The organism is Mesorhizobium sp. Cs1299R1N3 (assembly GCF_037179625.1).
Classification (GTDB): Bacteria; Pseudomonadota; Alphaproteobacteria; order Rhizobiales; family Rhizobiaceae; genus Mesorhizobium; species Mesorhizobium salmacidum.
The window spans coordinates 69,552-87,330 of the sequence record NZ_JAPYKQ010000005.1 but is presented as its reverse complement, the minus strand read 5'-3'; the positions used below and the strand labels follow the sequence as shown (position 1 = coordinate 87,330).

Annotated in this window: 15 protein-coding genes and 1 tRNA gene; 7 read left to right on the top strand and 9 right to left on the bottom strand. The window is 62.6% G+C overall.

The window, feature by feature from the left end; all coding sequences use genetic code 11:
• Positions 1-177 precede the first annotated feature (177 nt).
• The 5 genes from betI (at position 178) to betB (ending at position 6,490) form a co-directional block, all read left to right on the top strand.
• On the top strand, positions 178-768 hold the full coding sequence (betI, locus tag O7B34_RS13670) for a choline-binding transcriptional repressor BetI (protein WP_337146540.1): 591 nt from the start codon (positions 178-180) through the stop codon (positions 766-768).
• The gene (gene betC / locus O7B34_RS13665; RefSeq protein ID WP_337146539.1) at positions 765-2,294 is read left to right on the top strand and encodes a choline-sulfatase; all 1,530 of its coding nucleotides are present in this window, start codon (positions 765-767) and stop codon (positions 2,292-2,294) included. The genes betI and betC overlap by 4 nt, the downstream gene beginning before the upstream one ends.
• Positions 2,291-3,295 carry a threonine/serine dehydratase gene (locus O7B34_RS13660; RefSeq protein ID WP_337146538.1) on the top strand — a complete coding sequence of 335 codons (1,005 nt, stop codon included), beginning with the start codon at positions 2,291-2,293 and terminating at the stop codon, positions 3,293-3,295. Before betC ends, O7B34_RS13660 begins: the two co-directional genes overlap by 4 nt.
• Positions 3,288-4,940 carry a choline dehydrogenase gene (gene betA / locus O7B34_RS13655; protein ID WP_337146537.1) on the top strand — a complete coding sequence of 551 codons (1,653 nt, stop codon included), beginning with the start codon at positions 3,288-3,290 and terminating at the stop codon, positions 4,938-4,940. The genes O7B34_RS13660 and betA overlap by 8 nt, the downstream gene beginning before the upstream one ends.
• 86 nt (positions 4,941-5,026) lie before the next feature.
• Positions 5,027-6,490, top strand: coding sequence for a betaine-aldehyde dehydrogenase (betB, locus tag O7B34_RS13650; protein ID WP_337146536.1), 1,464 nt, complete (start codon positions 5,027-5,029; stop codon positions 6,488-6,490).
• A gap of 6 nt (positions 6,491-6,496) precedes the next feature.
• Here betB and O7B34_RS13645 read toward each other — a convergent pair whose 3' ends face one another.
• The 3 genes from O7B34_RS13645 to O7B34_RS13635 are packed head-to-tail and all read right to left on the bottom strand — an operon-like array spanning position 6,497 to position 10,298.
• Positions 6,497-7,105, bottom strand: coding sequence for a hypothetical protein (locus O7B34_RS13645; protein WP_337146535.1), 609 nt, complete (start codon positions 7,103-7,105; stop codon positions 6,497-6,499).
• 4 nt (positions 7,106-7,109) lie between these two features.
• Entirely contained in the window at positions 7,110-9,347 is a 2,238-nt protein-coding gene (locus O7B34_RS13640; RefSeq protein WP_337146534.1) for a mannose-1-phosphate guanylyltransferase/mannose-6-phosphate isomerase, read from the bottom strand.
• Between the two features lie 51 nt (positions 9,348-9,398).
• On the bottom strand, positions 9,399-10,298 hold the full coding sequence (locus O7B34_RS13635; protein WP_337146533.1) for a LysR family transcriptional regulator: 900 nt from the start codon (positions 10,296-10,298) through the stop codon (positions 9,399-9,401).
• A gap of 113 nt (positions 10,299-10,411) precedes the next feature.
• Here O7B34_RS13635 and O7B34_RS13630 point away from each other — a divergent pair, with 113 nt between their 5' ends.
• Complete coding sequence (locus tag O7B34_RS13630; protein ID WP_337146532.1) at positions 10,412-11,299, top strand: NmrA/HSCARG family protein; 888 nt, start codon at positions 10,412-10,414, stop codon at positions 11,297-11,299.
• A gap of 7 nt (positions 11,300-11,306) precedes the next feature.
• On the opposite strand, the gene O7B34_RS13625 is transcribed toward O7B34_RS13630, so the two are convergent.
• On the bottom strand, positions 11,307-12,827 hold the full coding sequence (locus tag O7B34_RS13625) for a phosphomannomutase/phosphoglucomutase (protein ID WP_337146531.1): 1,521 nt from the start codon (positions 12,825-12,827) through the stop codon (positions 11,307-11,309).
• Positions 12,828-13,026: 199 nt separating this feature from the next.
• On the opposite strand from O7B34_RS13625, the gene O7B34_RS13620 reads away from it, so the two are divergent.
• Positions 13,027-13,103: transfer RNA gene (locus O7B34_RS13620), tRNA-Pro, on the top strand.
• 62 nt (positions 13,104-13,165) lie between these two features.
• On the opposite strand, the gene O7B34_RS13615 is transcribed toward O7B34_RS13620, so the two are convergent.
• The 5 genes from O7B34_RS13615 to O7B34_RS13595 all read right to left on the bottom strand — a co-directional run bounded on the left by O7B34_RS13615 (position 13,166) and on the right by O7B34_RS13595 (position 17,774).
• Entirely contained in the window at positions 13,166-13,525 is a 360-nt protein-coding gene (locus tag O7B34_RS13615; RefSeq protein WP_337146530.1) for a hypothetical protein, read from the bottom strand.
• A gap of 274 nt (positions 13,526-13,799) precedes the next feature.
• On the bottom strand, positions 13,800-14,954 hold the full coding sequence (locus O7B34_RS13610; RefSeq protein WP_337146529.1) for a phage late control D family protein: 1,155 nt from the start codon (positions 14,952-14,954) through the stop codon (positions 13,800-13,802).
• Positions 14,955-14,957: 3 nt separating this feature from the next.
• Positions 14,958-15,173 (bottom strand): tail protein X, encoded by a 216-nt coding sequence (locus O7B34_RS13605; RefSeq protein WP_337146528.1) that lies wholly within the window; start codon positions 15,171-15,173, stop codon positions 14,958-14,960.
• A gap of 1 nt (position 15,174) precedes the next feature.
• Positions 15,175-15,621 (bottom strand): phage tail protein, encoded by a 447-nt coding sequence (locus O7B34_RS13600; RefSeq protein WP_337146527.1) that lies wholly within the window; start codon positions 15,619-15,621, stop codon positions 15,175-15,177.
• Entirely contained in the window at positions 15,621-17,774 is a 2,154-nt protein-coding gene (locus O7B34_RS13595; RefSeq protein ID WP_337146526.1) for a phage tail tape measure protein, read from the bottom strand. The genes O7B34_RS13600 and O7B34_RS13595 overlap by 1 nt, the downstream gene beginning before the upstream one ends.
• Positions 17,775-17,779: the final 5 nt, after the last annotated feature.

The window sequence follows — 17,779 nt, the reverse complement described above, 5'->3', positions numbered from 1 at the left end:
TCCTTGGCGCCAGCCTAGTCTATGGCTTCGCCGTCTATTGTTCAAATATAAACATTCTTCCCCGAACCGTGAAGGGCCGCAACGCAACAATCGCTTGGTGCAGGTCGCGTCAGCGGCGATTTTTTTATTGATTGACGCGTCAATAAAAAATAATCTCCGTACAAAATCGGGAACGACATGCCAAAAGTCGGAATGGAGCCATTGCGCCGTAAGGCGCTCATCGACGCGACGATCTCGGCGATCGGTCAGCGCGGCTCGCTTGACGTGACCATGTCGGAGATTGCCGGCCGCGCCGGTGTGTCATCGGCTCTTGCCCATCACTATTTCGGCGCCAAGGATGAGCTGCTGTTCGCGACGATGCGGCACATCCTGGCTGAACTGACCACCGACATGCGCCGCGCGCTCCAATCCACCACTTCCCCGCGCGAGCGCGTCTCGGCCGTGGTCGCTGTCAATTTTTCCGACATCCAGTTCCAGGCGGAGACCATCGCCGCATGGCTCGCCTTCTATGTCGAGGCGCAGCAATCGTCCTCGCTTCGCCGGCTGCTCAGAATCTACGCCCGGCGGCTGCATTCGAACCTGATGAGCGGATTGACCGGTATCCTGCCCAGGACCGAAGCCGACCGCGCCGCGGAAGCGACGGCTGCGATGATCGACGGGCTCTACATCAGGCGCGCGCTGAAGGACGGCGTGCCCGACGCCGCGACCGCGATCGCGCTGGTCGAGGATTATCTCGAAACCAAACTTGGCGGACGGCACAAACGGTGACAGCGAAGCGACCTAATTTCCTGATCGTCATGGTCGACCAGCTCAACGGGACCTTTTTCCCGGACGGGCCGGCGGAATTCCTGCACACGCCGCATCTGAAAGCGCTGGCCGCTCGTTCGGCGCGCTTTGCCAACAACTACACCGCCTCGCCGCTCTGCGCGCCGGGCCGTGCGTCGTTCATGAGCGGCCAGTTGCCGTCGCGCACCGGGGTCTATGACAATGCGGCCGAGTTCGCCTCGTCGATCCCGACCTTCGCCCATCATCTGCGTGCCGCCGGCTACTATACATGCCTGTCGGGCAAGATGCATTTCGTCGGACCGGATCAGTTGCACGGTTTCGAGGAGCGGCTGACCACCGACATCTATCCGGCGGATTTCGGCTGGACGCCGGACTACCGCAAGCCCGGCGAGCGCATCGAGTGGTGGTATCACAATCTGGGTTCGGTGACCGGCGCCGGCGTTGCGGAAACCACCAACCAGATGGAGTATGACGACGAGGTCGTGTTCCTCGCGTCGCAGAAGCTCTATCAGCTTTCACGCGAACAGGACGATGCGGGCCATCGGCCATGGTGCCTCACCGTCTCGCTGTCGCACCCGCACGATCCCTATGTCGCGCGCAAGCAGTATTGGGATCTATATGAGCATTGCCAGGCGCTGGACCCGGAAACCGGGTACATCGCGCACGACGACCAGGATACGCATTCCCAGCGGCTGTACCACGCCAGCGACTATCCCTCTTTCGAGATCACGCCCGAGCAGGTGCGTCGTTCGCGGCGCGGCTATTTCGCCAACATCTCCTATGTCGACGACAAGGTCGGCGAGCTCCTGGACGTTCTCACGCGAACGCGCATGCTCGACGACACGATACTCCTGTTCTGTTCGGATCACGGCGACATGCTCGGCGAGCGAGGCCTGTGGTTCAAGATGAGCTTCTTCGAAGGCTCGGCGCGGGTGCCATTGATGATTGCCGGCAAGGGCATTCGTGCCGGCCTGATCGAGGCGCCGGTCTCCAATCTCGACGTGGCACCAACGCTTTGTGACCTCGCCGGCATCGATATCGGGGCGATCGCGCCGTGGACCGATGGCCAGTCGCTGCTGCCGCTCACCCAGGGCGGGCAACGCACGGCACCGGTGTTGATCGAGTATGCCGCGGAAGGCTCCTATGCGCCGTTGGTGGCAATCCGCGACGGCAGATACAAATTCGTTCATTGCGAACTCGATCCGCCGCAATTGTTCGATCTCGAAACCGATCCGCTCGAGCGGGACAATCTGGCCGACGACCCGGCCAATGCGGGTCTTGTGGCGGCATTCATGGAAAAGGTGCGGGCGCGTTGGGACATGGCCGGCTTCGACGCCGCCGTGCGCGAGAGCCAGGCACGCCGCTGGGTCGTCTATCCGGCGCTGCGCAACGGCGCCTATTACCCCTGGGATTTCCAGCCGCTGCAGAAGGCGTCCGAGCGGTACATGCGCAATCACATGAACCTCGACAATCTCGAAGAGAGCAAAAGGTATCCACGAGGCGAATGATGGCAGAGCTTCTCGTCCCCTCCCTCGACCATCTCAGACAGGCTTATGCCGTCACCTCCCAAGCGACACAGGTCACGCCACTGCTGGAATCGACGGCGCTGGCCAGGGAAACCGGCGCAGCCCGGATCTTCATCAAGCCGGAATCGCTGCAATGGGCCGGATCCTTCAAGGTTCGCGGCGCCTATTGGCGGCTGAAGCGGCTTTCGCCCGATGAGGCGAAGAAGGGCGTCGTCGCCTATTCCTCCGGCAATTTCGCGCAAGGGCTGGCCGCGGCCGGCCAGGCGCTCGGCATTCCGGTCACCATTGTCATGCCGATCGATGCGCCGGCTGCCAAGCGGGACGCCACCGCAGGCTATGGCGCGCGCGTCGTACTGACCGATCATGGCGATCGGGCTCGCGAGGAAGTCGCGGCCGCAAAGGCGCGCGAGATCGCGGAGACCGAAGATCTGGCCCTGCTGCATCCTTTCGACGATCCGGAGATCGTCGCCGGCCAGGCGGGTGCCGGCCTCGAAGCGCTCGACCAGCTATCGGCCAAGGACGCCAGCGCCGACCTGTTGTTCTGCTCGGTCGGCGGCGGTGGGCTGATCGGCGGCGTTTCGCTCGCCTTCCACTATCTGTCGCCGGCGACCGGGATCATCGGCGTCGAGCCCGAAGGGTTCAACGGCATGGGTTCCTCGCTGGCGCATGGCAGCATCGAAACCATGCCGATCGGACCAAAGTCGATCTGCGACGGGCTGATGTCGCGCCGGCCAGGCGACGCGCCGTTCGCCGCGGTCAAGACCGCGGGTGTCCGCGGCATCACCGTCGACGACCGGTCGGTGCGGCGCGCCATGCGTATCGCTTTCGAGCGGATGAAGCTGGTGCTGGAACCGTCGGGGGCGGCGTCGCTGGCGGCACTGCTCGGCGGCAAGGTGGATGTGGCGGGAAAGACCGTCGTTGTAATGGCAACCGGCGGCAACGTTTCGCTCGCTGATTTCATGGCGCATATGAACCATGCTTGAAGCGGATTTCGTCATCATCGGCTCCGGCTCCGCCGGCTCGGCCATGGCCTATCGCCTGTCTGAAGACGGCAAGCATTCGGTCATCGTCATCGAATTCGGCGGCACCGATCTCGGACCTCTGATCCAGATGCCGTCGGCGCTGTCGATCCCGCTCAACATGAGCCTCTACGACTGGGGGTTCGCCAGTGAGCCGGAGCCGCATCTGGGCGGCCGCGTGCTGGCGACGCCGCGCGGCAAGGTGATCGGCGGCTCGTCCTCGATCAATGGCATGGTCTATGTGCGCGGCCACGCCCGTGACTTCGACCATTGGGCAGAACAGGGCGCCGCCGGCTGGGGTTTTGCTGACGTGCTCCCCTACTTCAAGCGCATGGAGGATTCGGACGGTGGCGAGGATGGCTGGCGCGGGCACGGTGGGCCGCTGCATGTGCAGCGCGGCTCGCGCCGCAATCCGCTCTACGGCGCCTTCGTCGAAGCGGGCCGGCAGGCAGGGTTTGAACTGACCGACGACTACAATGGCGCCAAGCAGGAAGGCTTCGGCCCGATGGAGCAGACCATTCTGGGCGGCCGCCGCTGGTCGGCGGCATCAGCCTACCTGAAGCCGGCGCTCAGGCGCAAAAACGTGAACCTGGTCAAGGGTTTCGCGCGCCGGGTGATCATCGAGAATCAACGCGCCATCGGCGTCGAGATCGAAGCTCACAAACAGATTCAGGTCGTTAAGGCGCGACGCGAGGTGATCGTCGCGGCATCGTCGATCAATTCGCCAAAGATCCTGATGCTGTCCGGCATCGGCCCGGCCGGGCATTTGCGCGAAAACGGCATTGCCGTCGTCGCCGACCGGCCCGGCGTCGGCGGCAACCTGCAGGACCATCTGGAGCTCTACATCCAGCAGGAATCGACCAGGCCGATCACGCTGAATTCAGTGCTGAACCCGTTCTCCAAGGCGATGATCGGGGCGCAATGGCTGTTCTTCAAGTCGGGCCTGGGCGCCACCAATCATTTCGAGGCCGCCGCCTTCGTGCGCTCACAGGCAGGCGTCGACTATCCCGACATCCAGTACCACTTCATCCCGGCGGCGGTTCGCTACGATGGCAAGGCGGCGGCGAAGTCGCACGGCTTCCAGGCGCATGTCGGGCCGATGCGCTCGAAGTCGCGCGGCTCGGTGACGCTGCGCTCGCCGGATCCAAAAGCGAAGCCGGTCATCCGCTTCAACTACATGTCGCATCCGGACGACTGGGCGGAGTTCCGCCACTGCATCCGCCTGACCCGCGAGATCTTCGGCCAGTCGGCTTTCGATGCCTATCGCGGACAGGAACTCTCGCCGGGCAGCCATGTCCAGTCGGATGACGATCTCGACGTGTTCATTCGCGACCACGCCGAAAGCGCCTATCACCCCTGCGGCACCTGCCGAATGGGCCGCGTCGATGATCAATCAAGCGTCGTCGATCCGGAATGCCGGGTCATCGGCGTCGACGGATTGCGGGTCGCCGACTCCTCGATCTTCCCGCGCGTCACCAACGGCAACCTCAACGCGCCATCGATCATGACCGGCGAGAAGGCGTCCGATCACATCCTTGGCCGTACGCCGCTCGCGCCGTCCAACCAGGAACCATGGATCAATCCGCGCTGGCAGGCATCTGACAGATAGGCCATGATCCGCCGATAGAGTGAGCCGCCCGACAGCCGCCCGCCCAATAGCCGACGCGTGGGGCCGAAATGACTTGGAGACCTCCCATGCGCGCCCAGCCCACGGCTTCGCACTATGTCAACGGACGCTATATCGAGGACGACGGCGGCGCGCCGCTGCCGGTGATCTATCCCGCGACAGGCGAGACCATCGCCATGCTGCGTTCGGCGACGCCGAACGTGCTGGAACTCGCCATCGAGGCCGCACGCGCCGCACAGCCTGCCTGGGCGCGGCTCAAGCCGGTCGAGCGTGGCCGCATTCTGCGCCGTGCCGCCGACATTTTGCGCGCCCGCAACGCCGATCTTGCCCGCATCGAGACGCTCGACACCGGGAAGGCGATCCAGGAGACGCTGGTGGCGGACGCCCCTTCGGCAGCCGATTGCCTCGAATATTTCGCCGGCGCGGTCGCCGTCTTCAACGGCGAAGCGGTCGACCTCGGCGGATCCTTCGCCTACACGCGCCGCGAGGCGCTTGGCGTCTGCGTCGGCATCGGCGCATGGAATTATCCGATCCAGATCGCCGGCTGGAAATCGGCGCCGGCGCTCGCCATGGGCAACGCCATGGTATTCAAGCCATCGGAAAACACGCCGCTTTCGGCGCTGGCGCTGGCCGAGATCTACTCGGAGGCCGGCCTGCCCGACGGGCTGTTCAACGTCGTGCAAGGCTATGGCGATGTCGGCGCCGGGCTTGTCGGCCATGATGTCGTCGCCAAGGTCTCGGTGACCGGCTCGGTGCCGACCGGGCGCAAGGTGCTGTCGCTGGCCGGCTCGAAGATGAAGCACGCGACGATGGAACTCGGCGGCAAGTCGCCGCTGATCGTCTTCGACGATGCCGATCTCGAAAATGCCATTGGCGGCGCCATGCTCGGCAACTTCTATTCGACCGGCCAGATCTGTTCCAACGGCACGCGCGTCTTCGTCCAGAGCGGCATTCACGACCGCTTTGTCGAGCGGCTGGTCGAACGGACCAAGAAAATCCGCATCGGCGATCCGCTCGATCCGGAAACGCAGATGGGGCCACTGGTCAACAAGGCACAGCAAGACAAGGTCGTCGGCTATGTCGAGTCCGGCAAGCAGGATGGGGCGACGCTGGCCTGTGGCGGCAACGTGCCGTCGCTGCAGGGCCTCCAGGGCGGCTTCTTCGTCGAGCCGACGGTGTTCACCGGCGTCACCGACACGATGCGGATCGCCCGTGAAGAAATTTTCGGTCCGGTCATGAGCGTGCTGAAATTCAACAGTGAGGACGAGGTGATCGACCGCGCCAACGACACCGAGTTCGGCCTTGCCGCGGGCGTTTTCACACGCGACCTGCCGCGCGCCCACCGCGTCATCGCCGAGTTGCAGGCCGGAACCTGCTGGATCAACGCCTACAATCTGACGCCGATCGAAATCCCCTTCGGCGGCGTCAAGCAGTCCGGCATCGGCCGCGAGAACTCGCTGGCGGCGCTGGCGCTCTATTCGCAGCTGAAGTCGGTTTATGTCGAGATGGGGGATGTGGTGAGCCCGTATTGACGGGATTCAGGTCTCGGCTTTTTTGGCAAGGGCGACGATCACCTTCCCAACGATATCCTCGTGCTCCAAATCTGACACCAAGACGATTATATTCGACCTTAGGCCGCTCTTTATCGCGCCACCCATCCGAAACAGTCCACTCCTAACATACACGGGTCGCGCAAGTTTCAGATACACGACCGTAGTATCCCTGAGGGATTGAAACCTTATACGCTCGACGTCGCTCCATTGGATTGGCTTGTCTAACTGACGCTTATCCCACAGCGTTTCTCTGGTAAGGATGAGCAATGGGAGGGAACTCGTCGCGTCGACTATCATCCTTACTAACATTCCGGCAAAGAGAACGCTGACAAAAAGGCATCCGACCACTCCAGCTACCCACGCCATTCGGTCGAGTGAATTTCCGAGCTCCCAATTTTGGACTGCAACGGAATAGAACTTTATCGAAGAGGACAGTGCCAACAAGGCAGCGATTCCGAAGATCGGGTAATACCAACGAAAATGGCCACCGACCTCTAATGGAAGATTAATTCTTTGTGGCGGAATGTCCTGAGTCTTCCAGAGAGTTGTGTCACCCGGAACGTCCACAAATTCACTGGCCGCCGTCTGTCCCAACGCCTCACCCCTTCTCTGCCGTCCTATCCAGATACTGTGTCAACGCGCAGACCAAATGATAAAAGATACTGGCGGGGACATCGGTCGCCAGCGAGCGGCCGCGCTCGTCGATGCGGTCGATCCACAGACCGAGCGGGGCCGGGTCGATGTGCCAGCGGAACAACCGGCCGACGCGCGCCTCGATCTCCGGCTTCAGATCAGGGCCGCCCGAGCCATCCAGCGCGATCGCCGCCTTGAGCGCCTCGGCCTGCGGCCAGCTGCGCGATATCAGGTCGAGCGGCAGGCCCTGCCGCGAGACTGCCCCATAGGCAAGGCCGGTGGCACGGTTGAGGCCGTTGGCGATCGCCGAGGCATAGAGTTTTCGGGCAAAGGCGCTCAGTTCGGCCTGGCCACTGCGATCGGCGAAATCGACCAGCAGCGATGCCCATTCGAAGTGGTGGCCGGGTTCGGTCCAGGTTCCCTTCTCTCCGGAGACCGGTTTCCATTCGGCATCGAAATACTCGCCGAGCGTCCAGCTCTCAGGGTCGAAGAAATGGCTGCGGAAGAGGTCGATGATGCGCGCCGCACGACGCAGATGCGTGCGCTCGCCGGTCGCCTGGTGCCAGGCCAGGAAAGCTTCGAGCAGATGCATGTGCGGGTTGGAGCGCCGCTCGCCCGTCGCGTCCGATGTCTCGAGGAAGCCGGTCATGCGGCTGTCCTCCAGATGCGCATCGAGGAAGGCGAAAGTCTCTTCGCCGAGCCGCAAGGCGTTGGGATTACCCGACATATGCGCGTGCGCCAATGCCAGCAGGATGCAGGAATGATCGTAGGCATCCTCGACCGGGTCGGCGACGGAACCATCGACATTCAGCGTGCGCACCCAACCGCCCCGTTCGGTGCGGCCCTGCCCCGCCATGAAGTCGATGCCATGCGCGATCAGCCGGTCGGCCGGGCCGGTCCAGCCGTGCTCCTTGGCAACCGCGAAAGCATAGATCTGCCTGGCCTGGGTGCGCATGCGCTTGGGTTTGATGAGCGGCTTGGCGTCGAAACCCAGCGCCTCGTGGAAGCCGCCATGGCGCTCGTCGACGCCTGATGTCGACCACAACGGCAAGGTCTCCTGGAACAGCCAGTGATGCACCCGTCGCCGCCAGGCGCCGCTTTGGATGACGCGGTCATGCGCGGGCGTAAATCTGGTTTCCAGCCGTCCCGATTTTTCGAGTTGCTCGACGATCTTCTTGACGTGCTGGCTGTGACTGACCGGGGCAACGAAAGTGGCATCGGCGGTCGAGACGATCGCAACGTCCTTCATGCCGATCGCCGACAGCAGGCGGCCATCGCTGCGGATATAGGAATTCTCGCAATCGATGGCGACGACATCGCCGACGACGACATTGCCCCGGCCGTCGGCGGGACCGACATCGAGGAGCGATTGCCAGGAGCCGAGATCGTTCCAGCGGAAACCGGCCGGCACCATGGCTATGTCTTTTGCCCGCTCCATGATGGCATAGTCGATCGAGTTCGAAGGGATCGCCGCGTAAAGCTCCAGCGGCATATAGAGGCCGGACAGGTCCGCTGTGGCCGCCTTGTAGGCCGCTTCGGTGGCGTGCCAGATATCGGGCTGGAATGCCTCGAACGCGTCGCGCATGACACCGGCCCGAAACAGGAAGATGCCGGTGTTCCAGTAGAAATTTCCCGCCTTGAGATAGTCGTTGGCCGTCGCAAGGTCGGGCTTCTCGACGAAGCGCGAAACGTCGAATACCCCGCCCTTCTCGGCCGATACCTCGATATAGCCATAACCGGTTTCCGGCTGGGTCGGCCTGATGCCGAACACCACCAGGCGGCCGGCGCGCGCCGCCTGCGATCCCGCTTCGATGCTTTGCCAGAATTGCCCCGCCGTCGATATTTCATGGTCCGAGGGCACCACCAGCACCAGGCTGTCGCCGAATTCCGACAAGGTGCGCAGGGTCGCCAGTGCGACGGCGGCGGCGGTGTTGCGTCCCGCGGGCTCGAACAGGGGACCGCCACCGGCAAGATCGAGACCGGCCAAGTCGGCACGGACACGGTCGGCATGACGCTCCGAAGCAATCAGGAAGATCGGCGTCTCGCCAGCCGCTCTCGCCGTCAGGCGGCGCAAGGTCTTGGCCAGCATGGAACCATCGCCCGACAGATCGTGGAACTGCTTGGGATTGTCCTCACGTGACAACGGCCATAGCCGAGAACCGACGCCGCCGCTCATGACAAAACTGACGATCCGCTCGGTCATTCAGGTCTCGCGCTCGGGAATTGGAGGTCGATTGAGTAGCACAGACGCCTTTTAAGCGGTATCTGCCCGATTGGAAATCCGCCCGGCCGCCAGTTCGATAAAGGCCTTTACCAAGGGCGAAAGGTGGCGGCTGCTCGGATAGAGGACGTGCAGTCCGCCGGCCGGTGTCGTGTAATCCTCGAGAACGCGCTGCAGGCGCCCCTGATCGATCAGCCCTTCGGCCATCGCCTGGGGCAATTGGGCGATGCCGAAGCCCGCGAGCGCGGCCGCAACCACCGCCTGCATTTCATTGGCGGCGAAGCGCCCCGCGACCACGACCGTTTCCTGGCCTTGTGGTCCATCCAGCACCCAGTGAGCAGCTGAGGCCGATGGGCCCGCGATGACGCATCGATGGCGCGCTAGATCCGCCGGACTTTCCGGCGTTCCGTATCGTGTTAGATAGTCGGGGCTTGCGCAGAGCAGCCTCCGCGTGGCGCCGAGCTTGCGGGCGATCAGCGTCGAATCCTGAAGGGTGCCTGTGCGGAAGGCAAGGTCGATACCGTCCTCGACCAAGTTGAGCTTGTCGTCGGTGAGGCGAAGCTCGACGTTGGTCTTCGGATACAGCGCCAGAAAGTCGACCACGGCGCGGATGAGGAAGTAGCTGCCAAAACCTACCGGGGCTGAAATGCGGATAGTGCCCGACGGTTCTGCCCTCGCCTCCGCGAGACGCAGATTCGCTTCCTCTATAGTCCGCAGTCCCTGGCTGCTCTGCTCATAATAGGAGCGCCCGGCATCCGTCAGGTTGAGGCTGCGTGTCGTGCGCTGCAGCAGGCGCACGCCGACCTCGCGTTCTAGCGCGGCGACACGGCGGCTGACCGTCGTCTTGGGTATGGCGAGCAGGCGCGCGGCGGCGGTGAAGCTGCCGGCTTCGACGACGCGAGCAAACACGACGATATCATTGAGATCAATCATTGTGCTCACAAGTGGAACAAAGTTTTCCAATTATAGGCAATTATGCATCAATCGGACAGGGCTTAATTTTGCTCCGGGCAAACAAGCCAGACAGAGAAGAAGGAGCAGACGAAATGACCAGCAAACGAAGCGTTCTTGTGACCGGCGCCACGGGCCAGCAAGGTGGCGCGGTTGCGCGTGCCCTGTTGGCTAGAGGCCATCACGTCAAGGGACTGACGCGCAAACCGGACAGCGAGGGCGCGCGGCAACTGGCGTCGGCGGGCGCCGAGGTGGTAGCCGGCGATCTCGCCGACGCGGGCTCGGTCGTGAGCGCCGCAAAAGGCGTCGACACCATGTTCCTGATGGGCAACAGCTATGAAGCCGGCCTCGAGGAGGAGACCCGTCTGGGGATCCTTGCCGCCGATGCTGCGAAGGCCGCCGGCGTCGGACACCTGATCTATTCCTCCGTTGCCGACGCCGACAAGAAGACAGGCATCCCGCATTTCGAAACCAAATATCTGGTCGAGCGGTATATCGAGCAGCTCGGCATTCCCTATTCGATCAGCGCGCCGGTGGCCTTCATGGAGAATGCCGTTGCGCCGTGGTCGATCGGTGCGCTCAACCAAGGCATCCATGCCTTCGCGATGCCGCCCAAGCGGGTGCTTCAACTGGTCGCCCTGGCGGATATCGGCGCCTTCGTGGCCGCTCTGGCCGAGCGGCGGGAGCGGGTGTTCGGCAAGCGCTTCGATTTCGCCGGCGACGAATTGTCGGGCGAAGAACAGGCCGCAATACTGTCCGGCGCCATCGGCCAACCGATCCGCTATCAGGAAATACCGATCGCGGTTGCTCGTCAGCAAAGCGAGGACGCTGCGCTGATGTTCGAATGGTTCGACCGCGTCGGCTACGACGTCGATATCGCCGCCTTGCACAGGGAATTTCCGGAGGTGCGCTGGCACGGCTTTGCCGACTGGGCGCGCGCGTTCGACTGGAGCGTTCTGACGACCAAGGCGCCAGAACGCTGAAATAGATCTAGAAGGTCTGGTTGTAGGCGCCGACTTCCGGACTGCGGCGCAGCACGGCGTCGACGGCATCGAACATCTGCCGGCGACGCTCGGACGAGACCGGGCTTTCGACGACCACGACCAGTTCCGGCTTGTTCGACGAGGCGCGCACCAGACCCCAGGTGCCGTCCTCGGCGACGACGCGCACGCCATTGACTGTGACGAGGTCCACGATCTTCTGGCCCGCGAAACTGGAGCCGTCCCGCTTCATCGCCTGGAAATCGGAGACCACCCGTTCGACGACGCCGTACTTCACCTCGTCCGCGCAGTGCGGAGACATGGTGGGCGTGCCGAAGGTCAGCGGCAGCGCACGGTAGAGATCGGCCATCGAACTGGCCGGGTTGCGGTCCAGCATATGGCAGATGGCGATTGCCGTGACCAACCCGTCGTCATAGCCGCGCCCGATCGGCGGGTTGAAGAAGAAGTGGCCTGACTTTTCGAAGCCGGCGACCGCGCCGAGTTCGGCAACGCGGCGCTTGATGTAGGAATGGCCGGTCTTCCAGTAGTCGGTAATGGCGCCATTGGCGTGCAGCACCGTGTCGGTGTTGAACAATCCGGTCGATTTGACGTCGACGACAAAGGTCGAACCCGGATATTGGCTGGAAATGTCACGCGCCAGCATGACGCCAACCTTGTCGGCAAAGATCTCGTTGCCTTCATTGTCGACGACACCGCAGCGATCACCGTCGCCATCGAAACCCAGCCCGACATCGGCACCTGTCTCCAGCACCTTGTCCCTGATGGCATGCAGCATCTGCATGTCCTCCGGATTGGGATTGTAGCGCGGAAAGGTGTGATCGAGTTCGACATCGAGCGGGACCACCTCGCAGCCTATGCGCTGCAAGGCTTCCGGGGCAAAGGCGCCGGCAGTGCCGTTGCCGCAGGCGGCGACCACTTTGAGCTTTCGTGTGATGCGCTTGTCCCCGGTCAGGTCGTCGAGATAGGTGGCGCGAAAATCGCGGACAAAATCATAGGAGCCGCCGCCTGTAAGGTCGAAATCGCCGGCCAGCACGATCGCCTTCAGCGCGCTCATCTCCTCGGGCCCGAAGGTCAGCGGCCGCGCCGCTCCCATCTTGACGCCGGTCCAGCCATTTTCGTTGTGCGAGGCGGTGACCATGGCCACCGACTGCGTCTCCAGTGCGAACTGCGCGAAATAGGCCATCGGCGACAGCGCCAGGCCGATGTCCTTCACCCGTGCGCCGGCCGCCATCAGCCCCGAAACCAACGCCAGCTTGATGCCAAGCGAATAGGAACGGAAATCATGTCCGGTGACGATATCAGGTCCGGCGCCGAGACGCCGGATCAGTGTGCCGAGCCCCATGCCAAGCGCCTGGACGCCGATCAGATTGAGTTCCGGCGGCACCGTCGAACCGGGATGGCCGAACCACCAGCGCGCATCATATTCCCGAAAACCGGATGCCTTGATCAGCGCCGCGGTTTCGAATTCGAAGCTGTTGGGCCAGGCCTCGGCGACGATTTTTGGGGGCAAGACAGCAGAGCTCCAGGCGGCAAAAACACGATCTATCGAGGCAGCGGGTTAGCACACAAGGCTTTAAGCCGCGTTTATCCCGGATGGAAATCCGGGCTTTACGGCACTACCCGACGAAAGCGGACGAAATGCGACAGAAGGGCTGCCATTGCCGCTTGCAGGAACGAAGTGTGGCGGCTATAAGCCCGCGGTCTGGTCACGGAGTGTAGCGCAGCCTGGTAGCGCACCTCGTTCGGGACGAGGGGGTCGCAGGTTCAAATCCTGCCACTCCGACCAGTCAAAACAAGCACTTAGCATTTCCCGAAAATTGCTCCCTACCAGAAACCCTACCAGAAACCCTATTGGCAGGCGTAGATCTTCGCCAATTCCGAACCCTCGATCGAGACGCTGAACCGATTGTCGGCGGCATCACGCACAGAGTAGTCAATCGTCTCAAACTCGCACTGGCCGGTGAGTGCGACGCCGGTCTTGTGCGTGACCATGAAGTAGCCCTCGGACTTCGTCGGCCCAACATACGGAATGGCGGCTGAGATCGGGAGCTTCAAAAATGCGACCTTCAGCGTATTCCCCGGAACGTTCTCATCAAGAATCGACTGGACCGTATCAGGGAGGCGCTTGTTCAAGTCCATCCAATGCAGGCCGACGAAGATCGCCGCGCCAATTGCCGCCAACACCATCAAAGACATGATCTGTTTCATTCGCCCTACCCCGTTTATGGGCAAGCTATTCCGGCGGTCGGGAGGCGTCAAATGCGCCCCGCACAAAAAAAGAACCCGGCGCGCAATCCAACACGCGACCGGGTTCGAAAATTAGACAGGAGGTTGCCTATCACCGTGAACACTATGAGAACATCGCTGATTTGCAAATTCGCAAAAAACGATGTCCACAGCGCAAAAAAATGGGGCGGCGGCGACCTCACTAAGAGATCAAGCCGCCGCCCTCTTAGCAAGCGCCGGAGAGACGCTTGCTATCTTATTCCGGCCCGTCGCCGCTGATCACGTTGCCGCCAACGTCCGCCGGAGCGCCGGAGCCTTTGGAACCTGAAGCTCCAGCCGCCGCCGCGTCCGCCTTTTCCTTGGCCGCCCGTTCGGTGCCGTTGGTCTTGTTGGCCGACTTCGCCGACTTCTCGCTTTCTCCCGATTTGACCTTGCCCTGAATGGCCGTCTTGTAACCGTCGGTCTTGCTGAAGCTATGCTCCGCCGTCTCGATGATCCAAGGGATGCCATCCACGCCCGGCCGAACGCCGCTATAGCTGTAGACGCCGCCGGCCCGGATGGAATTGTCGCCGATCGCCGTAACGGCCGTAGTGATGCCTCCCCGGCTTAGATTGTTCGACTTGGACTTGGCGGCTTTCTTTGCTTCCTCTTCCGACGAGAACGCCTCGCGGAGCCGGTAGACGGCCGGGCTGTCCGACACGTCGCTCTCGACCTCGACCTCTTTGCGCTCCGCGTCGTCTTTGTCCTGATAGTAGCCGACGACTTTGCCGAAGCTGCCTCGATCCGAGATCGAGATTTTGCACGTCCCCTGGACGATCTTGTCCGGCGTCAAGACGAAGTCGCCGACGGCTTTGCCGCTCGCCGATTTGCCCGCGCCCTTTTTGGCGAAGATGAGTCGGCCTTGCTTGACCGTGAAGAGGCCGTCGTGCCGGGTCGCCAGACGGTCTAGAACGCTCATATCGCTTTCGTCGACCTGTCCAAACCATTTGTAGGAATGCGCGCCCACGTCGTCTGCCACGGCCGGAGACAGGCCATGATCGCCCGCGATCTCGCCGACGATGTCCTTCACCGTCTTGTCATCCCAATGCCGGTTCTTGTGTTCCTTCAGCGTCTCGCGCATGTCGGCCGCCTTGCCGGTGATCGACAATGCGTAGGGCAGGCATTCGAGATCGACTTCGTCAACGACGAAATCGCCGAGCGATTGCGCGCCGCTCTCGACGTATCCCATGGCGACCGAAATCTTCGCCCCACGGCGGGGGATTTCAGCGAATGGGTTGCTGTCGTCGAGCTTCAGCGAGATCGTATCCGACCGCGTTCCTTCCTTGTCGCTCACGGTCACGGAAATGAGCCGCGACATGAAGAGGCCGGAGACGGGCTTGCCGTCGACTGTGATCTCGATCAAAGGCGTCATGGTCTAATCCCAAAGCCGGACGATGTCGTTTGCCTCGCCGGCATCGGCCGCCGAGATCGTGGGGAGCTTGACGACGGTCCCGGCGGCCAGGACCGGGCCTAGATCGGCAAGGCCGGGGTTCGCCTCCAGCACCATTTCGGTGTAGCCGCTTTCCTCGCCGTAATAGCCGGCGCAAATCGCGTCGACCATATCGCCATCAATGCATGTGTAGGTTGCCATGTCAGGACCCCAACAAATTCAGGACGCCGCCGAGCGTGATCGAGAAGCCGCCGCCGACCGTGCCGGGATAGTATTTCAGGCTGATCTCGTAACTGTTCTGGCCCGGCGTACCCCGGCGATCGTGATAAGTCCTATCTTCCTTGACGCCCTCGACGACGTAGTTGCCGAAGATTTTGCCGCCGAGCGAAACCAGCATCAAAGGCTTGCCGGCGATGCCGGCTTTGCGGATACCCTCCAGCCCGGCCGCCCCGCCAAGGGCGATCGGGAAGAGAACGCCCTTGATCGTAACGCTGTCAGACTTCGGCCCGGTGAACTGGAGCGGGTTGAAGCCGGACGCGACTGGAATGTCGACCCATGGCACGTCGAGATTGCGCCCGACATCGGTATAACCGAAGCCGAGCGCTTCAAACGCATAGGGGCCGAGCGACATTGTTACGGGTCCGGACATCACTGGCCTCCGTCGGCGAGGTTTTGCCGGAGCGCGGTTGTCACCTTGCCGCCGACGTTGGCATTCGCGCCGGCCGCCGCCGCGCCGGCTTGCGCCAACACGGAAACAAGCTGGCGAGCCTTGGCTAGGGCTGCATCGATCGACGAGGTGTCGATCGTCGGGGCCGCCGTCACACTAAGCGACGACTGCATGGAAGCTCCCGTTTCGGCCGCCTTCGACTTCGCCGCGTCCATGCTTTCCAGCATCACCGCAAAGTCGTTCTTCGGCGTGAACTGCGGAGGCGGGTTGTTGAACCGCTGAAGGCTCCGCCACCGATCCATGTCGTCGGGCAAGCTCGAAAGATCGTCCCGCTCATGCTCGCCGAAATGCTTCGGCCCGGTGAGGCGCTGGAGCCGTTGCTCCCGCGTTTCGTTCGGGTCGAAGCCGGTCATGCGCTTCAGCCAATCGCCAGGCGTTCCCGGCTCGATCGGCTTAGGCTTGACGCCCGGCCCATACTTGGAAATCGCCGCCGCGCCCGCACCAAGACCCAAGAGGCCAAGGCCAAGCGCGCCGCCGGTGAAGCCGGCAAGCCATTTGGCGGTGCGAAGGCCCGACAGCGTATAAGCGATCTTCACGATGCCGCCGAGCGCCGACAGGATGGCCTTGATCGGCAACAGCGCGACACGCGCCGCGACATTGAGCGCGGTCATACCGGCCGCGCCGACCAGCAGGGAGCTGCCCAAGCTGCCAATGTCGGCGTGCGCGATGCTGTCGAGGATGGTAGCAATCGGGCTGTCGTGCAGGCTCGCCCCGAATTGCTGCCATTGATGGAACAATTCGCCAAGCTTGTTGCCTGACATGCCGTCGCCCTCGACGCCGAAGATCAGGTCGCGGATCGTCTTCAGGTTCGCGGCTACGCCCGACAGCGCTTCAGCCGCGCCGCCCTTATAGCCGAGGCCGTTGAAGAACCCGTCGGCCGAGGCCGAAAGCCTGTCTAGGATCGAAACGCGGCCGTCCGCCGTAGCGAAGAACTGGTTTAGATAGTGCAGGCTCCCATTGATCGCCGGCAGGAGCTTCGCTCCCATCGCCGACGCCGCAAGCTCGACGTTGTTGGTGAATTGCGCCCACTGGTTTTTCGTCGTGTTCTTGAAGCTCTCAAAAACCTTGTTGACGGAACCGGCATATTTGGCCGTATCGCCAAGCTTCTCCAGCGTGTCGACCACGCGGTCGACGTTGCCCGCCAGCGCGGCGACCTCGTCTTGCGTTTCGAGGCCGAAGAGGTCTTTCATGAAGGTGGCGCGATCAGGCCGGGACATTTTGTCCGTGAGCCTCAAAAGCTTGACCAGGGCTTGCGTGGGGTTCTCGAAAAACTCTTTCTGGAGCTTTTTCGAGTAGCCCTTGCCGCCAAGCTGGTCGAGAACTTTGCCAGCGCCCTTTTTCTTGCCAAGGTCGGTCATCTTCGTGAGCATGGCGTTTACCGCCGTGCCGGCGCGCCCGCTTTCGAGGCCAACTTCGGTCATTGCCGAGCCGATCGCCAGGAGGTCTTTCGGCTTCAAGCCGGCGGCCATTGCCCCCGGTCCAGTGCGAAGCACGAAATCGACTAGCTGCTCTTCGCTCGCGGCCGTGTTGTCGGCGACGTAATTGATCGCGTCGGCGTAGTCGGTCAATTGGTCCATATTCAGCTTCAGCGAAGCCTTGATATGCGCCAGACTGTCGGCCGCGTGTTCGCCCGTCATGTCGAAGGCGATGGCGACTTTCGACCCGAGAAGGGCGAAGCGCTCCAAATCTTCGTTAGCAATGCCGAACGTGCCGGCCTGCGCCACAAGGCCCGCGATCTCTGTCGCCGCGAGCGGCGTCTCGCGGGCTAGCTGCTTGATCCGTTCCGTCAGCTTGTCGAGTTGCGGCGGGGTCATGCTCACTTTTTTGGAAACGTCGGCCATCGCGTCTTCGAACGCGACTGCCCCGCCGATCATCGACTTGAAGCCGACGTAGCCGGCCGCACCGGCGGCGAAGGTCGCCATGGTGCGATTGAGCATCGCCATAGCGCCATTCGCAGCGGTCGCGGACATTCCGGCCCCGTCCATGACGTTGCCGCGCTTGCCATTGCCGCCGAAGAGGCGGGCCATGATGCCCTTAGCCGGGCCGCTTGCCTTATCGACAAGCGAGAGGATCATTTTAA